Raw genomic sequence first — 18,685 nt, 5'->3', positions numbered from 1 at the left:
TCGTGCTGGGACCGGTGCGCCTGCACGGGGTCACGGTACGGCTGCGACCACCGGCTTTCGGTGACTTCGCCGAGTGGCAGCGGATTCGCGTGCGGGATCGTGACTGTCTCGAACCGTTCTGGTTTCGTTCCCCGCTGACCTGGGAGCAGCGGCACACCGCGACCCGCTGGGTGCGTGAATGTCTCACTGCCCGAGCCGAAGCCAGGGCGGGACGACGGGTGAGCACTGTGCTCGAGATCGACGGCAGGTTCGCCGGGCAGCTCGAGCTGGTCGGTATCGACTCCGGTGCCGCCGAGCTCAGCGTGTGGGTCGACGCCGAGCTCGCCCGACGCGGTGCGGGCGGGCTCGCCGGGTCGCTGCTGCTGGACTTCGGGTTCGGCACCCTCGGCCTGGAGCGGATTACCGCGCCGATCGCCGTCACCAATGCCGGTGCGCGGCGCGCGGTCCGGCAGCGCTGGACGATGGAAGCGGTCATGACCGGGTACTTCGACGTCGGGAGCGGCCGCGTCGACCATGAACTGTGGTCGGTGACCAGCGATCGGATACCTCCGGGCGGGTTCGCCGCGGACTGGCTGGACGGCTATCTCACGACGCACCCCACGCCCGAGAGCCCGCCCGAGAGCCCCGGCTCGACGACCGGCGCCCCGATATCGAGGCGCACGGTGCTGCGGGCCCGGACACGTTACTGCCTCGGCAGGATGCGGCACATCGCCGACCCCTTGCGCGCCGGTACCGCGGGTACGGCCCGTGCCGAGCAGGGCTCGATGACGTTACGACGCTGGCGCACCGGCGATTTCAGATCCCGCCGCGCGGCGCGGATCCGCGCCCGGCCGCTGCTCGCGCCGACGGCACAGCCCGAGGATTGGACTCGGCTGCACACTCGGCGGGAGTGGTGGCGGGCCAGGGCATCGTCTCGGATGGGGCTTGGCGGCAAGCACGGCGCCGTCCTCGTCATCGAGGAAGCCGGCCGGTACATCGGCGAGTGCCGCCTCTTCGACCGGGACATGTTCGATCGCAATGTCCGTGCGGCCGTGTGGGTTTCACCGGAGGCTCCCCCGGAGATCGCGGTCAGCGCGGTGCGTCTGCTGATCACGCATGCCACCGAGCGGCTCGGCATCTGGCGAGTGGCACTGACCGTACCGTCCACCGACCACGCGGGTGCGGCGATCGCCCTCGATGCCGGTCTGCGCCACGAGGGCACCCTGCATCACTACCGCGGTGCCGACGGCGAACTCACCGATCACGAGCTGTGGGCGTTCAGCACCGCACGCACCACCGCGGCGTGCCTACCCGGCACCGGAGAGGAACACCCATGACAGCCCACCACGGCTTCGATCGCAGCAACGCGCTGCAGGCGCGCTTGCACGACCTCGTTCCCGGCGGCGCGCACACCTATGCCCGCGGCGCCGACCAGTATCCTGAGTCCATGGCGCCGATCCTGGTGCGCGGCAACGGCGCTCACGTCTGGGATGCCGATGGCAATCGCTACGTCGAGTACGGGATGGGCCTGCGCGCGGTAACTCTCGGCCACGGCTACGCCCCCGTACTCGCCGCGGTGTCGGCGGCCATCGCCGACGGTGTCAGCTTCAGCAGGCCCACCGAGCTGGAACTGCTTGCCGCACAGGACTTCCTCTCGCTCGTGCCCGGTGCCGACATGGTGAAATTCGCCAAGAACGGCTCCGATGCCACCACCGCCGCGGTCCGCCTGGCCAGGGCGGTCACCGCCCGCACCACCATCGCTGTCTGCGATCAGCCGTTCTTCTCCGTCGACGACTGGTTCATCGGCACCACCGAGATGGCGGGCGGCATTCCCGCCGTCGACACCGTGAAGTTCGCGTACAACGATCTCGACGCCCTCGCGGCGACACTGGCCGACGGCTCCGTGGCCGCGGTCTTCATGGAGGCGGCGACCGCCATGGCCGAGCCACTGCCAGGCTATCTGGAAGGCGTTCGCGCACTGTGTGATCGGCACGGCACGCTACTGGTGTTCGACGAGATGATCACCGGCTTCCGCTGGTCGGCGGGCGGTGCCCAAGCCGTCTACGGCGTGACACCCGACCTGTCGTGCTGGGGCAAGGCGATGGGCAACGGCTTCCCGATCTCCGCGCTCGCGGGCAAGCGCGAGTACATGGAGCGCGGCGGGCTGCGCACCGATCAGGAGCGGGTATTCCTGCTCTCGACCACGCACGGCCCGGAAACGTCGGCACTGGCCGCGTTCCGGGCGGTGGTGCACGCCTACCGCACCGAGGACCCGGTCGGGCGAATGGAACAGGCGGGCAGCGCACTCGCCGACGGCGTGAACACGATCGCCGCCGGCCTCGGCATCGCCGATTTTCTCCAGGTGCGCGGCCGGCCGTCCTGCCTCATCTACCGCACCATGGACGCCGAAGGCGCACCCTCGCAGGCATGTCGAACCCTGTTCCTCCAGGAACTGCTGGTCCGCGGCGTACTCGGCCAGTCGTTCGTCACCTCCGCCGCCCACGACCCGGACGCGATCACTACTACGATCGCCGCGTGTGCCGAGGCAGCCGAGGTCTATCGCCGCGCGATCGCGCGCGGCACCGTGGACGGGCTGCTGCGCGGCCGTCCCGTCGCCCCCGCACTGCGTCGTACCGCGGCGCCCCGACAGATCGAAGCGAGCACCCTGCGATGACCCGTGTCGCCATCGTCCACGAACGCTTCACCGAGTTCGGCGGCTCCGAGGCCGTCGTCGGCGAATTCGTCGAAACCTGGCCCGATGCCGAGGTTTTCGCGCCGATCGTCGCGCCCGGCGGCCTGCGCGAACCCGTGCGCACCGTGCACGACACCTGGCTCAGCACAGCGCACACCTACACCGGCGGCAGGCACGCTCCCTTGCTCCCGCTGGTCCCTCGCGCGCTGCGTCGACTGCCGTTGCGCGACTTCGATGTCGTCGTGGTCAGCCATCACGCGTTCGCCACCCAGGCCGCGCTGGCCACCGACGCGCCCGTCGTCGCCTACGTGCACTCCCCCGCCCGCTGGGCCTGGGATCGCGAGTTCCGCGCGCAGGAGGCCGGTGGCCGCGTCGGCCAACTCGCGCTCGGCGCGCTGGGTACCCTGGCTCGACGCGGCGAACTGCGCGCCGCGCCACGGCTGACACACGTCATCGCCAACTCGCACGCGGTCGCCGAGCGGGTCACCGACTGGTGGGGTCTGCCCGCCTCGGTCGTCAACCCGCCCGTGCAGGTCAGCCGTTTCACCCCCGACCCGACGGTGGCGCGCGAGGACTTCTTCCTGTGCGCGGGCAGGCTGGTGCCGTACAAGCGCGCCGACCTCGCCATTCGCGCCGCGCAACGGGCGGGAGTTCGACTGGTCGTCCTCGGCGATGGCCGGTTCCGCGCCCAGCTCGACGAGATCGCCGGATCGGAGACGACCTTCCTCGGCGCCACCTCGGGCGAGCTGCTGCAGGACATGTACCGGCGCTGCCAGGCCCTGCTGATGCCGGGCATCGAGGACTTCGGCATCGTCCCGGTGGAGGCGATGGCCTGCGGCACCCCGGTGCTCGCGGTCGGTACCGGCGGTGCCCTCGACACGGTGCGCCCCGGTGTCACCGGCGAATACGTCCCGGCCGGATCCGATGACGACGTCGTCGCGGCGCTGGCCGACCGCATGCGCGAATTCCGGTCGGCGGCCTACGATCCCGCGAAGATCCGCGAACACGCCAACACCTTCGCCCCCGAGGTGTTCCGCAGCAGGATCGCGAGCACCGTCCGCGACGTCTTGGCGGACCAGCCGCGACGGTAGCGACAAGTTGCCTGAAACTCTCGGTTACTGAAAGTATCTGTCACACATACCCTTTGACCTGCGACGACAGGTGACAATTCCCACACGGTGATGCCACGCCATTCGCTTGCCCGTCCAGGTTACCGACGAGTACGGTAGGCGTAGCCGAGACGACGATGTGCCCGGTTTCTCTCCAGCCATGCAGTCGCTGGACCTCAACCGTTGATTTCGCATCCACCGCCGCATGCCGATCACTGTTGCATGACATTGTGTTTCGAGATTTTCAGGAGGGGCGATGGTTTCCTACATCGTGACAGGCGGTACCGGATTTCTGGGTCGGCGCGTGGTGCGGGGGCTGCTCGCAGCCGACCCCACCGCGATCGTGCACGTGCTGGTGCGCGCCGAGTCGCTGACCAAGTTCACCGCGCATAATGCGCAACATCCCGACAGCGACCGCGTGTTCGCGCTGGTCGGCGACCTGACCGCGGAGGGCCTCGGTCTCGGCGACGGTGCGCCGCGCGCCGATCACGTGCTGCACCTGGGCGCGGTCTACGACATGACCGCCGACGAGGAGACCGCCCACGCGGCCAATGTCGCGGGCACCCGCTCGGTGATCGAGTTGGCCCGCAGCCTCGATGCCACCCTGCACCATGTGTCGTCGGTGGCGGTGGCGGGCGATCACCGGGGCAAGTTCTTCGAGGAGGACTTCGACCTCGGCCAGAACCTGACCTCGCCGTATCACCGCACCAAGTTCGCGGCGGAGAAGCTCGTTCGCGAGGCGACCGACGTGCGCTGGCGGGTCTACCGCCCGGCGATCGTGGTCGGTGATTCCCGCACCGGCGCGATGGACAAGATCGACGGCCCTTACTACTTCTTCTCCGCCATCTCGGCGCTGGCCACCCTGCCGTCCGAACTGCCGTTGCCGCTGCCCGACCTGGGCGCCACCAATGTGGTGCCGGTCGATTACGTCGCCGAGGCGATGGTCCGGCTGGTTCGGCGCGGGGGTCTCGACGGGCGCACGTTCCACCTGGTCAACCCGCGACCGCAGCCGTTCGGGGAGATCTACCGTGCGCTGGCCGCCGCCGCGGGCGGTCCTGTCGGCATCGGCACCGTGCCCGGCAGCGCACGTGCGCTGCACGGGCTCGGCCACGTCCCCGGCGCCGGCGCGGTGCGCGACTTCCTGTTCGAGCAGGCGGGCATCCCGGCCGAGGTCGCGCCGCATGTCGGTTTCACCGCCGAGTTCGTCTCCGATTCCACCCAGGCGCAACTGCCCGGACTCACCGTGCCCGCGTTCGACACCTACGCCGACCGCCTCTGGGAGTTCTGGCGCACCGATCTGGACCCGCACCGCGGCCGTATCGCCGCCGACGCGCACCCGCTCTCGGGACGCACGGTGCTGATCACCGGGGCCTCCTCCGGCATCGGCCTCGCCACCGCGCACACCGTCGCCCGCCGGGGCGCGATCGTGCTGATGATCGCCCGTGGCATCGAAGACCTCACGGCCGCAGTGGAATCGGTGCGTGCCGACGGCGGCACCGCCTTCGCCTACCCCTGCGACATCACCGACGCGGAGTCCGTCGACCTCCTGGTGAAGACCGTGCTGACCGAACACCACCACGTCGACTATCTGATCAACAACGCGGGCCGCTCCATCCGCCGCTCGGTCGCCAACTCCGTGGACCGTATGCACGACTTCGAACGCACCATGGCGGTCAACTACTTCGGTGCCGTGCGCCTCATCCTGGGGTTGCTCCCGTCGATGCGCGAACGCCACTTCGGCCATATCGTCAACATCTCCTCCATCGCCGTCCAGACCAAGGTCCCCCGCTTCGCCGCCTACGCGGCGAGCAAGTCCGCACTGGACAACTTCAGCGATATCGCCGCGGTCGAAAACCGGGGTGACGGAGTAACTTTCACGTCCATCCGGATGCCACTGGTCCGCACTCCGATGATCGCTCCGACCGAACTCTACCGATCGCTGCCGCTGCCCGACCCCGAACGCGCAGCCGACATCGTGGTCCGTGCGCTGCTGGAACGCCCCGACCGCATCGACACCCCCGTGGGCACCTTCGCCCAGGCGGTCGAGATGTTCCTGCCGTCGCTCAAGCGCACCATCCTGCACACCGGCTTCCGCTTCTTCGGTGAATCCACTGCGGCACAAGGAAAGTCGGCTCCGCAGGCGGCCGCCGCACCTGCCGAACCGACACGCAACGCCCTCACCGTGCTCGGCCCGGTCCTCGCACCGCTGATGGTGATGCCCAGCTCGGCGGCCCGCATGAGCCGGGTACTTCCCGGCGTGCACTGGTGACCTCGCACTGACACCCGGCCGGTCGCGATGCTCATTGTCGCGGCCGGCCGGTTCTGTGCACCGCAGAGGGGTGCTCGCCCACGCCGCGAGGGTTGTCGGCGTAGTGGTGAGCGTGCCTGCCCGGCGGGAACCCATCGCGGCCAATTCCTGACCGCGATGGGCGACGAGTTTCGGTGACTACTCCCGGACCCCGACCTACTTCAGCGTGATCGAACGAGGTCGAGGGAACGATCCGGAGACCATGGCTCCCCCGCGGCGATGAGGGTGCGGGTCGCGCGGAGTTCTCTCGGTCTTGCCATGGCGACGGCGCCGACAGGGCGGCCGTTGTGCAGGGCGATCGCGAGGAAGTCCCTGGAATCCAGGTCGCCGTCGACGATCAGTTCGTCGTGCGGGTGGATCCAGCCCGCGAACTGCATCGACAGGCCGTGCTGGTCGGTCCAGCCCCAGGGAATTTCGGCGGGGGCGGCGGGGTGGCCGAGGATGGCTTTCGCGGCCGCGGCGCCGTCGGACATCGCCGTGTTCCAGTGCTGGCCGCGTTCGAATTCGCCACGGCGGGGGTTGAATCCGGTGGTGGCGTCGCCCGCGGCGAAGACGGCGGGGGCCGAGGTGCGGTAGTGCTGGTCGATGACGATGCCGTCGTTCACCGCGATGCCCGCGGCTTCGGCCACGGTGGTGTCGGGGACCGAACCTATGGCGACCAGGGCGGCGGCCGCGGTGAAGGTGCGGCCGTCGGCGGTCGTGGCGGTGACACCGTCGCTGGTGTCGACGAGCTGCGTGGTGGTGACACTGTTTTCGACCACCACGCCGTTCTCGACATGGATGTCGTGGACCAGATCCGACACGGTCTGCGGCACTATCCGATCGAGCAGTGCCGGGCCCGCGTTCAACAGGGTCACATCGGCACCGAGACCGCGGGCAGTGGCGGCGACCTCGCAGCCGATCAGTCCGCCGCCGATGATGAGCAGCGAGCCGCCCGTGTCGATCGCGCCTTGCAGTGCGGCGACATCGGACCGCCTCCGCAGCGTGTGCACGCGGGTGGACGCGGTATCGATGGTGCGCGCGCCGGCTCCGGTGGCCAGCAGCAAACTGTCGTAGCCGAGTACCTCGCCGGTACTCAATCGTACTGTCGCGCTGCCGGTATCGACCGCACGCACCATGGTGGCCGGGCGCAGATCGATGGCGTTGTCGGCCCAGAACGTCGGCGGCTTCAGTACCACGCGCTGGAACGGCGTGGTACCCGCGAGCAGTTCCTTGGACACCGCGGGCCGACGATACGGCAGGTCGGGTTCCGCCCCGACCAGCACGATCTCGCCGCCGTAGCCCTCCCGCCGCAGGGTCTGGGCGGCGGTGGCACCGGCGACGCCCGCGCCGACGATGACGATCCGCCCACTCATCCTCGGCTCACCTCCCGCATGTCGAAATCGGCCTTGGCGGCGCCGCAATCGGGGCAGGACCAGTCGTCGGGGATCTCGTCCCAGCGGGTGCCGGGTTCGATGCCGTCCTCGGGCCAGCCCAGCGCCTCGTCGTACTCGAAGCCGCACTGGACGCACTGGAACAATCGGTAGTCGTTCATCGGGACACGCCTTCCTTCGGTTCGAAGTCGAGCTTCTCGCGCACGCCACAGTCGGGACAGCACCAGTCGTCGGGGATCTCCGACCAGGCGGTGCCGGGCGCGAAACCCTCACGGGGAGCGCCGGATCGCTCGTCGTAGACGTAGCCGCACACGGGGCAGAGGTAAGCCATCAGTTCACTCCGTACTTCGCCAGTACCTTCGCCCGCTTGCTGGGCTGGATGTTCACCCGGGTGATGTCGCCGTTGTAGTGCGCGAGGACGCGATGGTCCATCACCTTGCGCCACAACGGAGTCACGTACGCCAGGCCGATCAGGCTCGCGTAGCCGCTGGGCAGCTCGGGCGCGCCGTCCATATGCCGCAGGATCTGGTAGCGGCGGGTGGGGTTGGCGTGATGGTCACTGTGCCGTTGCAGGTGGTAGAGGAAGATATTGGTGACGATGTGGTCGGAGTTCCAGCTGTACTCGGGGGTGCAGCGCTCGTAGCGACCCGACGCGGTCTTCTGCCGCAGCAGACCGTAGTGCTCGAGGTAGTTCACCGTCTCCAGCAGCGAGAAGCCGTAGATCGCCTGGATCACCAGGAACGGCAGGATCGACGGACCGAACACCGCGACCAGCGCCACCCACAGCGCGACCGACATCAGCCAGGCGTTGAGCACGTCGTTGTGCAGGGAGAAGGTGCTCTTGCCCAGCCGCTGCATGCGGGTGCGCTCCAGCTCCCACGAGGAGGTCAGGCTGCCCCACACGCTGCGCGGCAGGAAGGCCCAGAACGACTCGGCGAACCGTGCGCTGGCCGGATCCTCCGGCGTCGCGACGCGCACGTGATGGCCACGGTTGTGCTCGATGTAGAAGTGCCCGTAGAACGTCTGGGCCAGCGTGATCTTCGACAGCCAGCGCTCGAGTTCGTCCTTCTTGTGGCCGAGTTCGTGCGCGGTGTTGATGCCGACCCCGCCCATCGCGCCGATGCTGAAGGCCAAACCGATCTTGGAGATCAGGCCGAGGCCACCGTCGATGCCGAGCCAGGACAGATTGTCCGCGGTCCACAGGTAGCAGGCGAACACCAGGCTGAACAGCTGCAGTGGAATGTAGGCGTAGGTGCAGTAGCGGTAGTACTTGTCGTTCTCCAGCTGCTCCATCACCTCCTCGGGCGGGTTCTTGCCGTCGGGCCCGAAGAACCGGTCGAGGGTAGGCAACAAGACGTACAACAGGATCGGCCCGATCCACCACCACACGGGCGCGACGACCTGCCAACCGAGCTGATTGAAGGCCCACACCAATCCGGCGGCCAGCATCGTCGCGCTGGGGGCGACGAGGCCGAACAGCCACAGGTACCGCTGAGGATCTCGCCAGTGCGGCGGGGTGGTCGATGCTTCGTTGTCGATGCTTCGAGATGTCGTCATTGCCATTCTCCTGATCACCGAGACTCCGAACACATACCCGCCCGAAGTCGCCTTCGTTTACACATTAGCGCGTATTGTTCCGAATTGATACAGAAGTGAGCATATTGTCAGCAAACGAGCACATCGACTTGCACATGTAGGATGATCACGTGGCCGAACCACCGAACTTTCACGCAGAAATGCGCCAGTTGCTGCGCGACCGGATGATCGACGCCGCGCGCACGATGGTCGTCACTGAGGGCTGGGGCGCGGTCAACATGTCGCGGGTAGCCAAGGTGGTCGGCATCAGCAGGCCGGTCCTCTACAAGGAGATCGGCACCAAGCAGGCGCTCGCGGATGCCCTCATCGAGCGCGAGACCGGGATCTATCTGACCGGAATCGCCGAGACGCTGGCGCAACATCCGGCCGACCCGCTGGCGGGCATGACCGCCGCCGCCGAGTACACGCTGCGCACCGCGGGCGACAACACGCTGATCAAGGCGGTGCTCTCAGCTCGCCAGGGCGGCGATACCGCCCTGCTGCCCGCCCTGGTGAGCAACCCGGAGCCGATACTCGGACGCGCGGTCGCCGCGCTCACTACCACCGGCCGTGCGCAGTACGAATTCGCGGATATGACCGATGACGAGCTGACCTCGATCGTCGAGATCATGGTCCGGCTCACATTGAGTCACTTGTTCCAGCCGACCGGCAGCGTCGACCGCGCGGTGGCGCAGATCGGCGCTGTCCTGTCCGGGGTCATGCCCGACGTCTGAGCGGGCTCACAACCGCGCGCCCACCTGGCCGGCCGCGGCCGCGAACGCCCACCCGTAGCTGCCGTGCGCGGCCGGGAAGATCCCGCCCGCGCACACCGGATCACCTGCGGCGCAATAGTTCGCGGTGCGGTCGGCGTACAACGGTGTGACCGTGCCGCCGATGAGCCGCAGTGGATCACCGAACAGCAGCACCGCGACGACGCGCGGGGACAGCTCCGGCGGCAGTACCCACATGCCGGGCAACGGCGCCGAGCCGAGCACACCGTGGGCGACCACCGCGCCCTGGGAGTAGCCGACGAGAACGAAGCGCTGGTCGGGGCAGGCAGCGGCCTGGTTGATCAGATGGCTGGTCATGGCCCGGGTGCCGTCGCTGATCGAGCTCGGCACCAGTAGGTCGGCTGGGTACTCGACCCGGTGGGCGGTGGTGTCCACCGGTAGCTGCGCGCTCAGTACCGCGTAGAGCGGGTCGCCGATGGCGGCTCCCAGATAGCCGGGTTCTGCTGTGCCGCGGGCGATCACGACATCGAGCGTGGCGCAGCTCTGCGCCCATGCTGTCAGTCCAGGGGACATCGCTGTCCCGATTCCCGCGGCCAGCAGCAACACCGACAGCGCTCGCGCTGTATGCCTTGCGACGATACGAATTGCCTTCCGATAGGTCATCGTGCCCACCTACTCACGCCGTTGTGAGAAATAGAGAAAGAGCGATTCACCTGCTGCCCCAACGGCATTCGGCGCGCTCAGTGGTGGAATACCCGCTGACCTGCATCTCCATGGCGCGAACTCGGCATCGGCTGCGCCACGGTTACATCTCGGATCGCCTGCGGCACAACGCCGCTGCCCGATCTCAGTGCTTCTTGGACTTCTTCTTGTACTTGGGCTTGTCGTGATCGGGCTCCCACTCGTAGCCCGCGACACCGCGTTCGCAGTAGGAGTCCGCGACGTGGACATCGCCCTGGTCGCGCTCACACCAACGCGATTTCGAGCAGGAGGTGGCGCCGAGGCCGGCCACAACGGCGAGCGTGAGGACGGCAGCGCCGGTACGGGTACGGACGTTCATAAGTTGTCGAGCCTTTCCTAGAATGAAATATCGCTGGTCAGGGCGTTTTCCAGGACTTGTCCCCACCCGTCGACGAACCAATGCTACGTTCCGTGGCATGTCGAGCACAGCGCCTGAGCCCACCGAAGATTTCTCCCCTGACGCGATTGTCGTCGGCGCCGGGCTGGCCGGCCTGGTCGCCACGCACGAGTTGGTGCTCGCCGGACGCAAGGTGCTGGTGCTCGATCAGGAGAACCGCGCCAACCTCGGCGGGCAGGCGTTCTGGTCGCTGGGTGGGTTGTTCGTCGTCGACAGCCCGGAGCAGCGCCGGATGGGCATCAAGGACTCCTACGAACTGGCACTGCAGGATTGGCTGGGTTCGGCCGGTTTCGACCGCGAGGACGAGGACCGGATGGGCCGCGAATGGGCGAAGGCCTACGTGCGGTTCGCCACCGACGAGAAGCGGGATTACCTGCACGCCTTGGGTTTGCGCTTCACCCCGCTGGTCGGCTGGGCCGAGCGGGGCGGCGGTCTGGCCGGCGGGCACGGCAACTCGGTCCCTCGGTTCCATCTCACCTGGGGCACCGGGCCCGAAGTGCTCCGCGTCTTCCTGGAGCCGGTCCTGGCCGGTGAGGCGAAAGGATTGGTGCGCTTCGCATTCCGGCATCGCGTCGACGAGCTGATCGTCGAAGACGGCGCCGTCACCGGTGCGCGCGGCAGCGTCCTCGCCCCCTCCGACACCGACCGCGGCCAGGCGTCGAATCGGGATGTGTTGGGCGAGTTCACCTTCCGGTCCCCCGCGGTGATCGTGAGTTCGGGCGGCATCGGTCACGCCCACGACCTCATCCGCCGCAATTGGCCCACCGAACGTCTCGGCCCCTGCCCGCAGACCATGATCTCCGGCGTCCCCGCCTATGTGGACGGCCGGATGCTCGGCATCTCCGAGGAGGCGGGGGCGGCGCTGGTCAACCGCGACCGGATGTGGCACTACACCGAAGGCATCAACAACTGGGATCCGATCTGGCCCGACCACGCGATCCGCATCATTCCCGGCCCGTCGTCGCTGTGGTTCGACGCGAACGGAAACCGCATGCCCGCACCGTGTTTCCCCGGTTTCGACACCAACGAGACCATGCGCCAGATCCTGTCGACCGGCTACGACTACTCGTGGTTCGTCCTGAACCAGTCGATCATCGAGAAGGAGTTCGCGCTGTCGGGTTCGGAACAGAATCCCGACATCACCGGCAAGGACTTGAAATTCACGGTGCGCAGCAGGCTCGCCAAGGGCGCGCCCGGCCCGGTGGAGGCGTTCAAGCAGCACGGCGTGGACTTCGTGGTCGCCGAGTCGCTGGCCGAGCTGGTCGACGGTATGAACGAGCTCGCCCGCGGGCCGAAGCTGGACGTGGCCGCCCTCGAACACCAGATCGTGGGCAGGGACCGCGAAGTCGCGAACTCGTTCTCCAAGGACGCGCAGGTGACCGCGATCAACAACGCCCGAAAGTTCGTCGGGGACAAGGTCCGTGTCGTCAAACCGCACCGCATCCTCGACCCGTCGCACGGCCCGCTCATCGCGGTACGCCTCAATGTGCTGACCCGCAAGACCCTCGGCGGGCTGCAAACCGACCTCGATTCGCAGGTGCTGCGCCCGGACGGCTCGGTGTTCGCGGGGCTGTATGCCGCCGGTGAGGTCGCCGGGTTCGGCGGTGGCGGCGTGCACGGTTACAACGCGCTGGAAGGCACATTCCTCGGCGGGTGCATCTTCTCGGGACGCGCGGCCGGTCGGGCGATCGCGCGGCGCACGCCCTAGTTGTACTGACCGGAGAGGTTGGTGACGCGGCTCGCTGGTGGGTGTCCGCCTAGGGTTGGCGATCTATCCAGGTCCCTCGTCGGTAATGAGCTCAGGTGCCAGCACCGAGGCCGCCTGTTCGACGGCGAGGTCAGTGCGAATGAACCTGCGAGTGAGCCTCTTCGAGAGAAAATCCCGCCAGCAGCGCCTCGACTCCGCTGGTGAAGTTGGGGCACTCGAAGATGTCATTGTGCGGGCAGGCCATACCATGGGCGATGGCGGTGCGTGCCGCCAGTGCCTGGGCAATCCGTTGGTCCAGCTCGGTGAGCTTGCGTTGGTACAGCTCCCGCCAACTGTCGTCAGTCAGCGAACGAGACGCGATGAACGCTTTGACCTCCCGCAACGTGAAACCGACGTTTTGCAGCGCCAAGATCACACCGACCAGCCCGACCGCCGATGGCGGATAACGCCGTTGGCCCGAGACCCGGGCCGGTGGCGGTAGCAGGCCGAGTTCCTCCCAGTAGCGCAGCGCGGAGGTGGCAACACCGGTGCGGCTCGCCAGCTCACCGATCGTCAACTGCTCACTCATTTGACTTCAAGCATACTTGAAGCCGTTAACTGGCGATCATGCAGAAGGTAGCTACAGCTCTCAAACAACGGGCGATCAGATATTTGGTGCGCCAGGCCCTTCACCCTCGGGGCGTCGTCGGGTGGGCGACCGGCTGGATGTTCGCTCTTCGCCCCTCCAACCGGCAGCGCAACGTCTGGGCAGTGTCGTTGCTGGACGTGCAGCCCACCGACCGGGTACTCGAGATCGGTTTCGGTCCCGGCGTCGCCATCGCCGAGTTTGCTGGGCGCGCCACCCAGGGGCATGTCTTCGGCATCGACCACTCCCAAGCCATGGTCCGGCATGCCACCCGCCGCAACGCCGCCGCCGTCCGTATCGGCCGCGTGCATCTCACGCACGCCTCGGTGGAGCAGTTGCCGAGTTTCGACGATCCGCTCGATGCCATCCTCGCCGTCAACTCCGTGGGTTTCTGGCCCGACCCGGTGGAGCGGCTTCGCGAGCTGCGCCGCATGCTCCGGCCCGCAGGACGCATCGCGCTCGTCAGCCAGCCCCGCTGCCCCGGTGCCACCCGGGACACCACGGCCCGAGCCGGCCAAGAACTCCAGGACCTGCTCACCCAGGCCGGCTTCCTCCACACCCGGGTCGAAACCCTCGACCTCGATCCGCCTGTCGCCTGTGTGCTCGCCACCAACCCGACCGACATGACCTCATAACCGCCCACAGCACACCGACCAGCCCCGGTAGTGCCGACTGCATGACTAAAGCAGCTAGGGCCCGAATCATCCTCGACGGGCTACAGCCGCCCGCGCGCCAATAGTTGGACCTAGTGCGGGTGCCGGGGTGCCAGGGTGCGCGATGCCTCCTTGGCTACCTCGGCGAGCGCACGGGCCAGCCGCGCGGTGTCGAGTGCGGCGCGCTCACCCTTGACCGTGCCCGACAGCGAGATCGCGGCCACCGCGACACCGCGGCCGCGGATCGGCACCGCGACGCAGCCGACGCCCGGCAGCGACTCCTCGGTGTCAACAGCCACGCCCTGACGATTGCGGATGCGGGCGAGTTCGCGGTGCAGTTCGGCCCGGTCGACGATCGTGCGCGCGGTCCGCGCCACGGCATTGCCGCGCAGCGAGGCCTCCGCGATGCCGGGCTCCAGCGTGGCCAGTAGCGCCTTGCCGACCGCGGTGGAGTGTGCGGGCAGCCTGCCGCCGATGCGGGTCGGGATGACCATCCGCCCGCGGCCACCCGACCGATCGAGGAACAGCACTTCGCGCCCGTCCAGCACGGCGAGGTGCCCCACCAGCCCGGTGCGCTGACTGAGGTCGTAGAGCAGCGGCCCCACCACCTCGCGCAGCTCGTTCTGCTCGGCCGCGAGTCCACCGAGTTCGAGCACCCGCAGCCCCAGCCGGTAGCCGCCCGGGGTGTGCGCGAGCCAGCGCAGCCGGATCATCTGGTCGAGGATGCGATGCACGGTCGAGCGCGGCAGCCCGGTGCGTTCGGCGAGCCCGAGCAGCGTGAGAGTGGGTGTGGCGGTGTCGAACGCGTCCAGAATGAGCGTCATCCGCTCGATCATCGACGTCGGCGGTGTTCCGGTCGCCCGACCCGATCCGGTCCACAGGCTTTCCGGCGCCGGCCCGGTCACGATCTCGACCGTCATGTGATCCAACCTCCACAGTGCGTAGCGGTACCAGACTAGAGCCGTCAGCTCCGCTTACGCACTATTTCGCCTCGATCTCAGGCCGGCATCGGGCTGACCGGCGTCACGGGCAGCGGGCGGCGCACGATCGGGGCGAGGGTTGCCGCGATCTCGCCGATGGCCCTTGCCGGTGCGGATCTGGGGTCCGTGTCGACGAACGGAACGCCCTGATCACCCGGCGCAGACCGCCGGGTCGAAGGGGATCCGGCCGATGACGGGACAGTAGGTGTCGAGCAGACCGCTCAGCGCCCGGCTCACCGCGGTGGCGCCGCCCGCGCCGAAGGGGGCCTGATGCTGATGCCCGACGCGAGCAGCGAGGTGATCGCTGGGACCGCTGCACAGATCCTCGGCGACAGCAGCTTCGCCTCGGCCGCGAAACAGCTGGCCGTCACCATCAGCGGCTACGGCGGCGCGGCGAAGGCCGTTGCCGTGCTCGAAACGCTCGGCTAGGGCGGGCGGCGCTCAACCACGCGCGTTCTCGAGCAGCGCGGCGCGCTCCACGAGCAGTTCACCCGGCCCGGTCGGCGGGGTGTTGCGGCGCCAGATGGCCCGGAATTTGCGGGTCAGGCGGGCGGCATCGGCCGAGGGGACTTCCACCAGGGTGCCGGTGACGAGGTCGGGTGCGGCGATCAATCGGCTCAGGACCGCGGGGGCCATGCCGGTTCGGGCCGCTGCCACGATCGCCGCGGTCGACCCGAGTTCGGCGGCCGGGCCCGCGGGTGCGGCCGCGGTGGCAAGCAGGTCCCACACGGTGTCGCGGGTGCCCGAACCCGGTTCGCGCCACAGCAGGGCGGTGCCTGCCAGCTCGGTCAGCGTGACGGGGGTCTTGCGTTGCGCCCATGGATGATTCGGTGCCACGACTACGACGAGTTCGTCGGCCCCCAGTACGCGACTGCCGAGTCCGGCCGGTGGATGTGGGCCTTCTACGAAGCCGAGATCGGCGGTGCCGTCCCGCACGAGGCCCGCGACCTGTGTCGAGTTCTCGACTTCGAGGGAGATCACGACTTCGGGGTGATCGGTGCGCAGGGCGGCGAGCCAGTGCGGAATGCGGTGGTCGGCAATGGTTTTGGAGGCGGCGATGCGTAACCGCGGGGCTTGTGCGGCGCGGAGCCGGGCGAGGTCGTCCACGAGGTCGTGCACCGCGGCCAGCACAGTACGAGCGTGGGCGACGACGGCGCGACCCGCGTCGGTGAGTTCGGAGCCGGTCGGTGCACGGTCGAGCAGCTTCACGTGCATGCGGCGTTCGAGTGCGCTGATCCGCATGCTCGCGGCGGGCTGGCTGACCCCGTGCCTGCGGGCGGCGGCGCCCAGGCTGCCCAGCTCGGCCACCGAGACGAGAAGATCGAGGACCTCCAGGTCGGGTGTTCCGGGTGGCAGGGTCATGGCCCGATTATGGGCGAAAGGTGGCGAGACACCACATCAGGCACTGTCGCCGCCGTGGACCTGGCCGAATCGGCTGCGCAACGTCTTCGCCACACCGTAGAGGGCGAACACCGGTTTCAGCGGCATCCATTCGCCGAACCGATACTCCCGTCCAGGGACGAGCCGGACGGCCAGTTCCGGGCTCTGTTCCGCGAGATAGGCGCGGGCGGTCTCGGCGTGCGTCGGCAGTGAGACGATCTTGATCCGGTCGACATCCTTCAGGTACGGGATCGCGAAAGCGACGTTCTCCCAAGTGGATCGGCTCGACTCCTCCAGCACGAGTTCGCCGTCGTAGCCACAGGTCTCCACGGCGTAGCGCGCCATCAGCGCCGCTTCGGTCTCCGGGCCCGCGCAGGCGCCCCCGCACAGTACGAGGCGGGTCTCGGTCGCGCGCGGATCGATGGATCGCAGACCGGCGCGCACTCGCCACCGGTTCATGCCGTTGGCACGCGAACCCGTGTTGCGATACCCCAGCACCACGACCGCTTCCGACCCCGCGCGCGGGGATCCGACGCCCCGACGGGAGGCGCGCCGATTCGCCCATTCACCCCACAGCATCAGCCCGACACCGGTGGCGATCGTCAGCCCGGTTCGTTTCCGCACGTCTCCAGCAAACCACACACGCCGACGGCAGGCCCATAAGCCACATTGATGGGTACCTGCGAATTCGCTCTCTACCTCGAAGTCCTCGGTGCCGCGATGGTGAAGGGGTGAACCGCGTACACGCCCTCGCTCCCGGCCTGGCCCTCGCCGCGCTCCTGGCCACCGTGGCCACGCCGGTAGGCAAGGCGCTGCCGATGATCGGCGCGCCGGTGCTCGCGCTCGGTGCCGGCGCAGTCGCCGGGGTGGTGCTGCGACGCAAGGACGTGACGGGTGAGACGTTCGGGCCGGGGCTCGACGTCGCCCGGCAGCGGTTGCTCGGGCTGGCGATCGTGCTGCTCGGGCTCGGCCTACCGCTCGGGTCGGTCCTGAGTGTGGGGCGCGAGACGGCGGTGGTGCTACTCGGGACATTGCTCGTCGGCGGTGTGGCGGCGTTCTTCGTCGGACGGATGCTGGCGGTGGACAAGGAGTCGGCGACCCTGATTGCCGTGGGCACGACGATCTGCGGCGCGTCCGCGATCGCCGCCGCCACCGCGGTCCTGCGACCCGACAAGCAACGCGTCGCCTATGCCCTGGGCACCATCTTCATCTTCAATGTGACTGCAGTGCTGGTGTATCCGCCGCTCGGCCGCGCTCTCGGTCTGTCGCAGGAGGCGTTCGGACTGTGGGCGGGCACCGCGATCAACGACACCTCGTCGGTGCTGGCCGCGGGCGTCATCTTCGGTGCCGGCGCGGCGCATTTCGCGGTGATCGTGAAGATGGTCCGCAGCCTGGCCATCATCCCGCTCTGTATCGGCCTGCACGTCGGCCGCCGCCACTTCGCCGAGGACACCGACCTGCCCCAGGCTTCCCTGCGTCAGGCGGTCCCCCTCTTCGTGATCCTGTTCCTGGCCGCCTCCGTCATCGCGGGCCTCGGCATCCTCCCCGCCGAACTCACGAAACCACTGTCCACCATCAGCGGCTGGCTCATCGCCGCCGTTCTCGCGGCCATCGGCACTTCCCTGAGCGTGGCCCGACTCCGCAGCGCGGGGATCCGCCCCTTGATCCTCGGCGGCACTCTCGGCCTGATCCTCGGCACCACCAGCCTCGGCCTGATGTACCTGACGGGGTGGTACTGACGGCGGGTGCCGCCACCCGCCGGCTCAGCCGGGGATCGCCTCGGCGACGAACCCCATCAGAATCGCGGTGAAAGACAGTGCACCTGTTCCGAACGCCGCAGCGAGGGCGTAGCCGATGAGTACGTCCTGCGCGGTAGGCACGGGTGGCTCGATCGTCCGGTGGAGCACCTTCGTCGGCAGCGCCCAGAATACGTCGACGGTCCCATCGGCCTTCGCTGTCAGCTCACCGAAGTCCTTTTCGATCTCGTGCGGTTTTCCGTTCACGAACGTCGCCGTCTCGAGGTCTTTGGGACGCATGCTGAGATAGCGGCCGTCCACCGACGCGGTGATGCGGTAGCTGCGCTTCAGGAGCTTTCCCCGTCCGATGTCCAGGGCAAAAGCACGACCGTTCACGACCGCGGAAATGGCCGCCGTGTCCCGGCTACCGAGGTGACACCGTTTGCGCGTCCGGGGTCCTCGCCGCTCGACAACTACCGAGACCTCCGCGTCGGATGCCAGGAATGTTCGAACCCTCCCCTCGGAGCGTTCGATCACCAAGGTTCCCCACACCTCGGTATCGACCTCGACACGATCGACTTCGGCAGTCCCCACGTTGCACCCCCGCCATCCCCGCCGGACACAGCGGAACTACGACCTCGCAACTCTACGTGCCGTTCAATAGCCGCGCAGCCCAACGGTTTCCGTGCGACGGCGAG

General features: G+C 68.3%; 20 protein-coding genes. 9 read left to right on the top strand and 11 right to left on the bottom strand.

The features are described 5' to 3' along the window. Positions 1–2: 2 nt before the first annotated feature. The 4 genes from ACTWPB_RS20260 to ACTWPB_RS20245 all read left to right on the top strand — a co-directional run bounded on the left by ACTWPB_RS20260 (position 3) and on the right by ACTWPB_RS20245 (position 6,049). Positions 3–1,316 (top strand): GNAT family N-acetyltransferase, encoded by a 1,314-nt coding sequence (locus ACTWPB_RS20260; protein WP_446222160.1) that lies wholly within the window; start codon positions 3–5, stop codon positions 1,314–1,316. Continuing rightward, positions 1,313–2,653 (top strand): glutamate-1-semialdehyde 2,1-aminomutase, encoded by a 1,341-nt coding sequence (locus ACTWPB_RS20255; protein ID WP_446222159.1) that lies wholly within the window; start codon positions 1,313–1,315, stop codon positions 2,651–2,653. The genes ACTWPB_RS20260 and ACTWPB_RS20255 overlap by 4 nt, the downstream gene beginning before the upstream one ends. Continuing rightward, positions 2,650–3,762, top strand: a complete 1,113-nt coding sequence (locus ACTWPB_RS20250) for a glycosyltransferase (RefSeq protein ID WP_446222158.1) — start codon at positions 2,650–2,652, stop codon at positions 3,760–3,762. The genes ACTWPB_RS20255 and ACTWPB_RS20250 overlap by 4 nt, the downstream gene beginning before the upstream one ends. Before the next feature lie 274 nt (positions 3,763–4,036). Further along, entirely contained in the window at positions 4,037–6,049 is a 2,013-nt protein-coding gene (locus ACTWPB_RS20245; RefSeq protein ID WP_446222157.1) for an SDR family oxidoreductase, read from the top strand. Positions 6,050–6,249: 200 nt separating this feature from the next. Here the strand turns inward: ACTWPB_RS20245 and ACTWPB_RS20240 are convergent, their stop codons facing one another. The 4 genes from ACTWPB_RS20240 to ACTWPB_RS20225 are packed head-to-tail and all read right to left on the bottom strand — an operon-like array spanning position 6,250 to position 9,018. After that, positions 6,250–7,443: an NAD(P)/FAD-dependent oxidoreductase gene (locus tag ACTWPB_RS20240; RefSeq protein WP_446222156.1), complete on the bottom strand. Its 1,194-nt coding sequence runs from the start codon at positions 7,441–7,443 to the stop codon at positions 6,250–6,252. Continuing rightward, entirely contained in the window at positions 7,440–7,622 is a 183-nt protein-coding gene (locus tag ACTWPB_RS20235; protein ID WP_446222155.1) for a rubredoxin, read from the bottom strand. Before ACTWPB_RS20235 ends, ACTWPB_RS20240 begins: the two co-directional genes overlap by 4 nt. Further along, positions 7,619–7,795: a rubredoxin gene (locus ACTWPB_RS20230; RefSeq protein WP_446226422.1), complete on the bottom strand. Its 177-nt coding sequence runs from the start codon at positions 7,793–7,795 to the stop codon at positions 7,619–7,621. The genes ACTWPB_RS20235 and ACTWPB_RS20230 overlap by 4 nt, the downstream gene beginning before the upstream one ends. After that, positions 7,792–9,018: an alkane 1-monooxygenase gene (locus ACTWPB_RS20225; protein WP_446222154.1), complete on the bottom strand. Its 1,227-nt coding sequence runs from the start codon at positions 9,016–9,018 to the stop codon at positions 7,792–7,794. Before ACTWPB_RS20225 ends, ACTWPB_RS20230 begins: the two co-directional genes overlap by 4 nt. 149 nt (positions 9,019–9,167) lie before the next feature. On the opposite strand from ACTWPB_RS20225, the gene ACTWPB_RS20220 reads away from it, so the two are divergent. Then, positions 9,168–9,770, top strand: a complete 603-nt coding sequence (locus tag ACTWPB_RS20220; protein WP_446222153.1) for a TetR family transcriptional regulator — start codon at positions 9,168–9,170, stop codon at positions 9,768–9,770. Positions 9,771–9,776: 6 nt separating this feature from the next. Here the strand turns inward: ACTWPB_RS20220 and ACTWPB_RS20215 are convergent, their stop codons facing one another. After that, positions 9,777–10,430 carry a cutinase family protein gene (locus ACTWPB_RS20215; protein ID WP_446222152.1) on the bottom strand — a complete coding sequence of 218 codons (654 nt, stop codon included), beginning with the start codon at positions 10,428–10,430 and terminating at the stop codon, positions 9,777–9,779. A 184-nt stretch (positions 10,431–10,614) separates the two neighbouring features. After that, a complete protein-coding gene (locus ACTWPB_RS20210; RefSeq protein ID WP_446222151.1) occupies positions 10,615–10,827 on the bottom strand; it encodes a hypothetical protein in 213 nt (70 codons plus the stop codon). 97 nt (positions 10,828–10,924) lie between these two features. Between ACTWPB_RS20210 and ACTWPB_RS20205 the strand changes: the two genes are divergently transcribed. Beyond that, the gene (locus tag ACTWPB_RS20205) at positions 10,925–12,613 is read left to right on the top strand and encodes an FAD-binding dehydrogenase (RefSeq protein ID WP_446222150.1); all 1,689 of its coding nucleotides are present in this window, start codon (positions 10,925–10,927) and stop codon (positions 12,611–12,613) included. A 130-nt stretch (positions 12,614–12,743) separates the two neighbouring features. On the opposite strand, the gene ACTWPB_RS20200 is transcribed toward ACTWPB_RS20205, so the two are convergent. Further along, positions 12,744–13,181 carry a MerR family transcriptional regulator gene (locus ACTWPB_RS20200; protein WP_446222149.1) on the bottom strand — a complete coding sequence of 146 codons (438 nt, stop codon included), beginning with the start codon at positions 13,179–13,181 and terminating at the stop codon, positions 12,744–12,746. A gap of 182 nt (positions 13,182–13,363) precedes the next feature. Between ACTWPB_RS20200 and ACTWPB_RS20195 the strand changes: the two genes are divergently transcribed. After that, positions 13,364–13,873 carry a class I SAM-dependent methyltransferase gene (locus ACTWPB_RS20195; protein WP_446222148.1) on the top strand — a complete coding sequence of 170 codons (510 nt, stop codon included), beginning with the start codon at positions 13,364–13,366 and terminating at the stop codon, positions 13,871–13,873. A gap of 110 nt (positions 13,874–13,983) precedes the next feature. On the opposite strand, the gene ACTWPB_RS20190 is transcribed toward ACTWPB_RS20195, so the two are convergent. Continuing rightward, positions 13,984–14,811 carry an IclR family transcriptional regulator gene (locus tag ACTWPB_RS20190; RefSeq protein WP_446222147.1) on the bottom strand — a complete coding sequence of 276 codons (828 nt, stop codon included), beginning with the start codon at positions 14,809–14,811 and terminating at the stop codon, positions 13,984–13,986. 330 nt (positions 14,812–15,141) lie between these two features. On the opposite strand from ACTWPB_RS20190, the gene ACTWPB_RS20185 reads away from it, so the two are divergent. After that, a complete protein-coding gene (locus ACTWPB_RS20185; RefSeq protein WP_446222146.1) occupies positions 15,142–15,300 on the top strand; it encodes a hypothetical protein in 159 nt (52 codons plus the stop codon). Between the two features lie 12 nt (positions 15,301–15,312). On the opposite strand, the gene ACTWPB_RS20180 is transcribed toward ACTWPB_RS20185, so the two are convergent. Further along, positions 15,313–16,233 carry a LysR substrate-binding domain-containing protein gene (locus ACTWPB_RS20180; RefSeq protein ID WP_446222145.1) on the bottom strand — a complete coding sequence of 307 codons (921 nt, stop codon included), beginning with the start codon at positions 16,231–16,233 and terminating at the stop codon, positions 15,313–15,315. Positions 16,234–16,269: 36 nt separating this feature from the next. Further along, a complete protein-coding gene (locus ACTWPB_RS20175) occupies positions 16,270–16,875 on the bottom strand; it encodes a YdcF family protein (RefSeq protein WP_446222144.1) in 606 nt (201 codons plus the stop codon). Positions 16,876–16,982: 107 nt separating this feature from the next. Here ACTWPB_RS20175 and ACTWPB_RS20170 point away from each other — a divergent pair, with 107 nt between their 5' ends. Further along, entirely contained in the window at positions 16,983–17,990 is a 1,008-nt protein-coding gene (locus tag ACTWPB_RS20170) for a YeiH family protein (protein ID WP_446222143.1), read from the top strand. Positions 17,991–18,014: 24 nt separating this feature from the next. On the opposite strand, the gene ACTWPB_RS20165 is transcribed toward ACTWPB_RS20170, so the two are convergent. Continuing rightward, a complete protein-coding gene (locus ACTWPB_RS20165; protein ID WP_446222142.1) occupies positions 18,015–18,581 on the bottom strand; it encodes a hypothetical protein in 567 nt (188 codons plus the stop codon). Between the last annotated feature and the right edge of the window lie 104 nt (positions 18,582–18,685).

It is taken from the genome of Nocardia sp. IBHARD005, from assembly GCF_052814245.1.
This window is presented reverse-complemented; position numbering and strand designations above follow the sequence as displayed.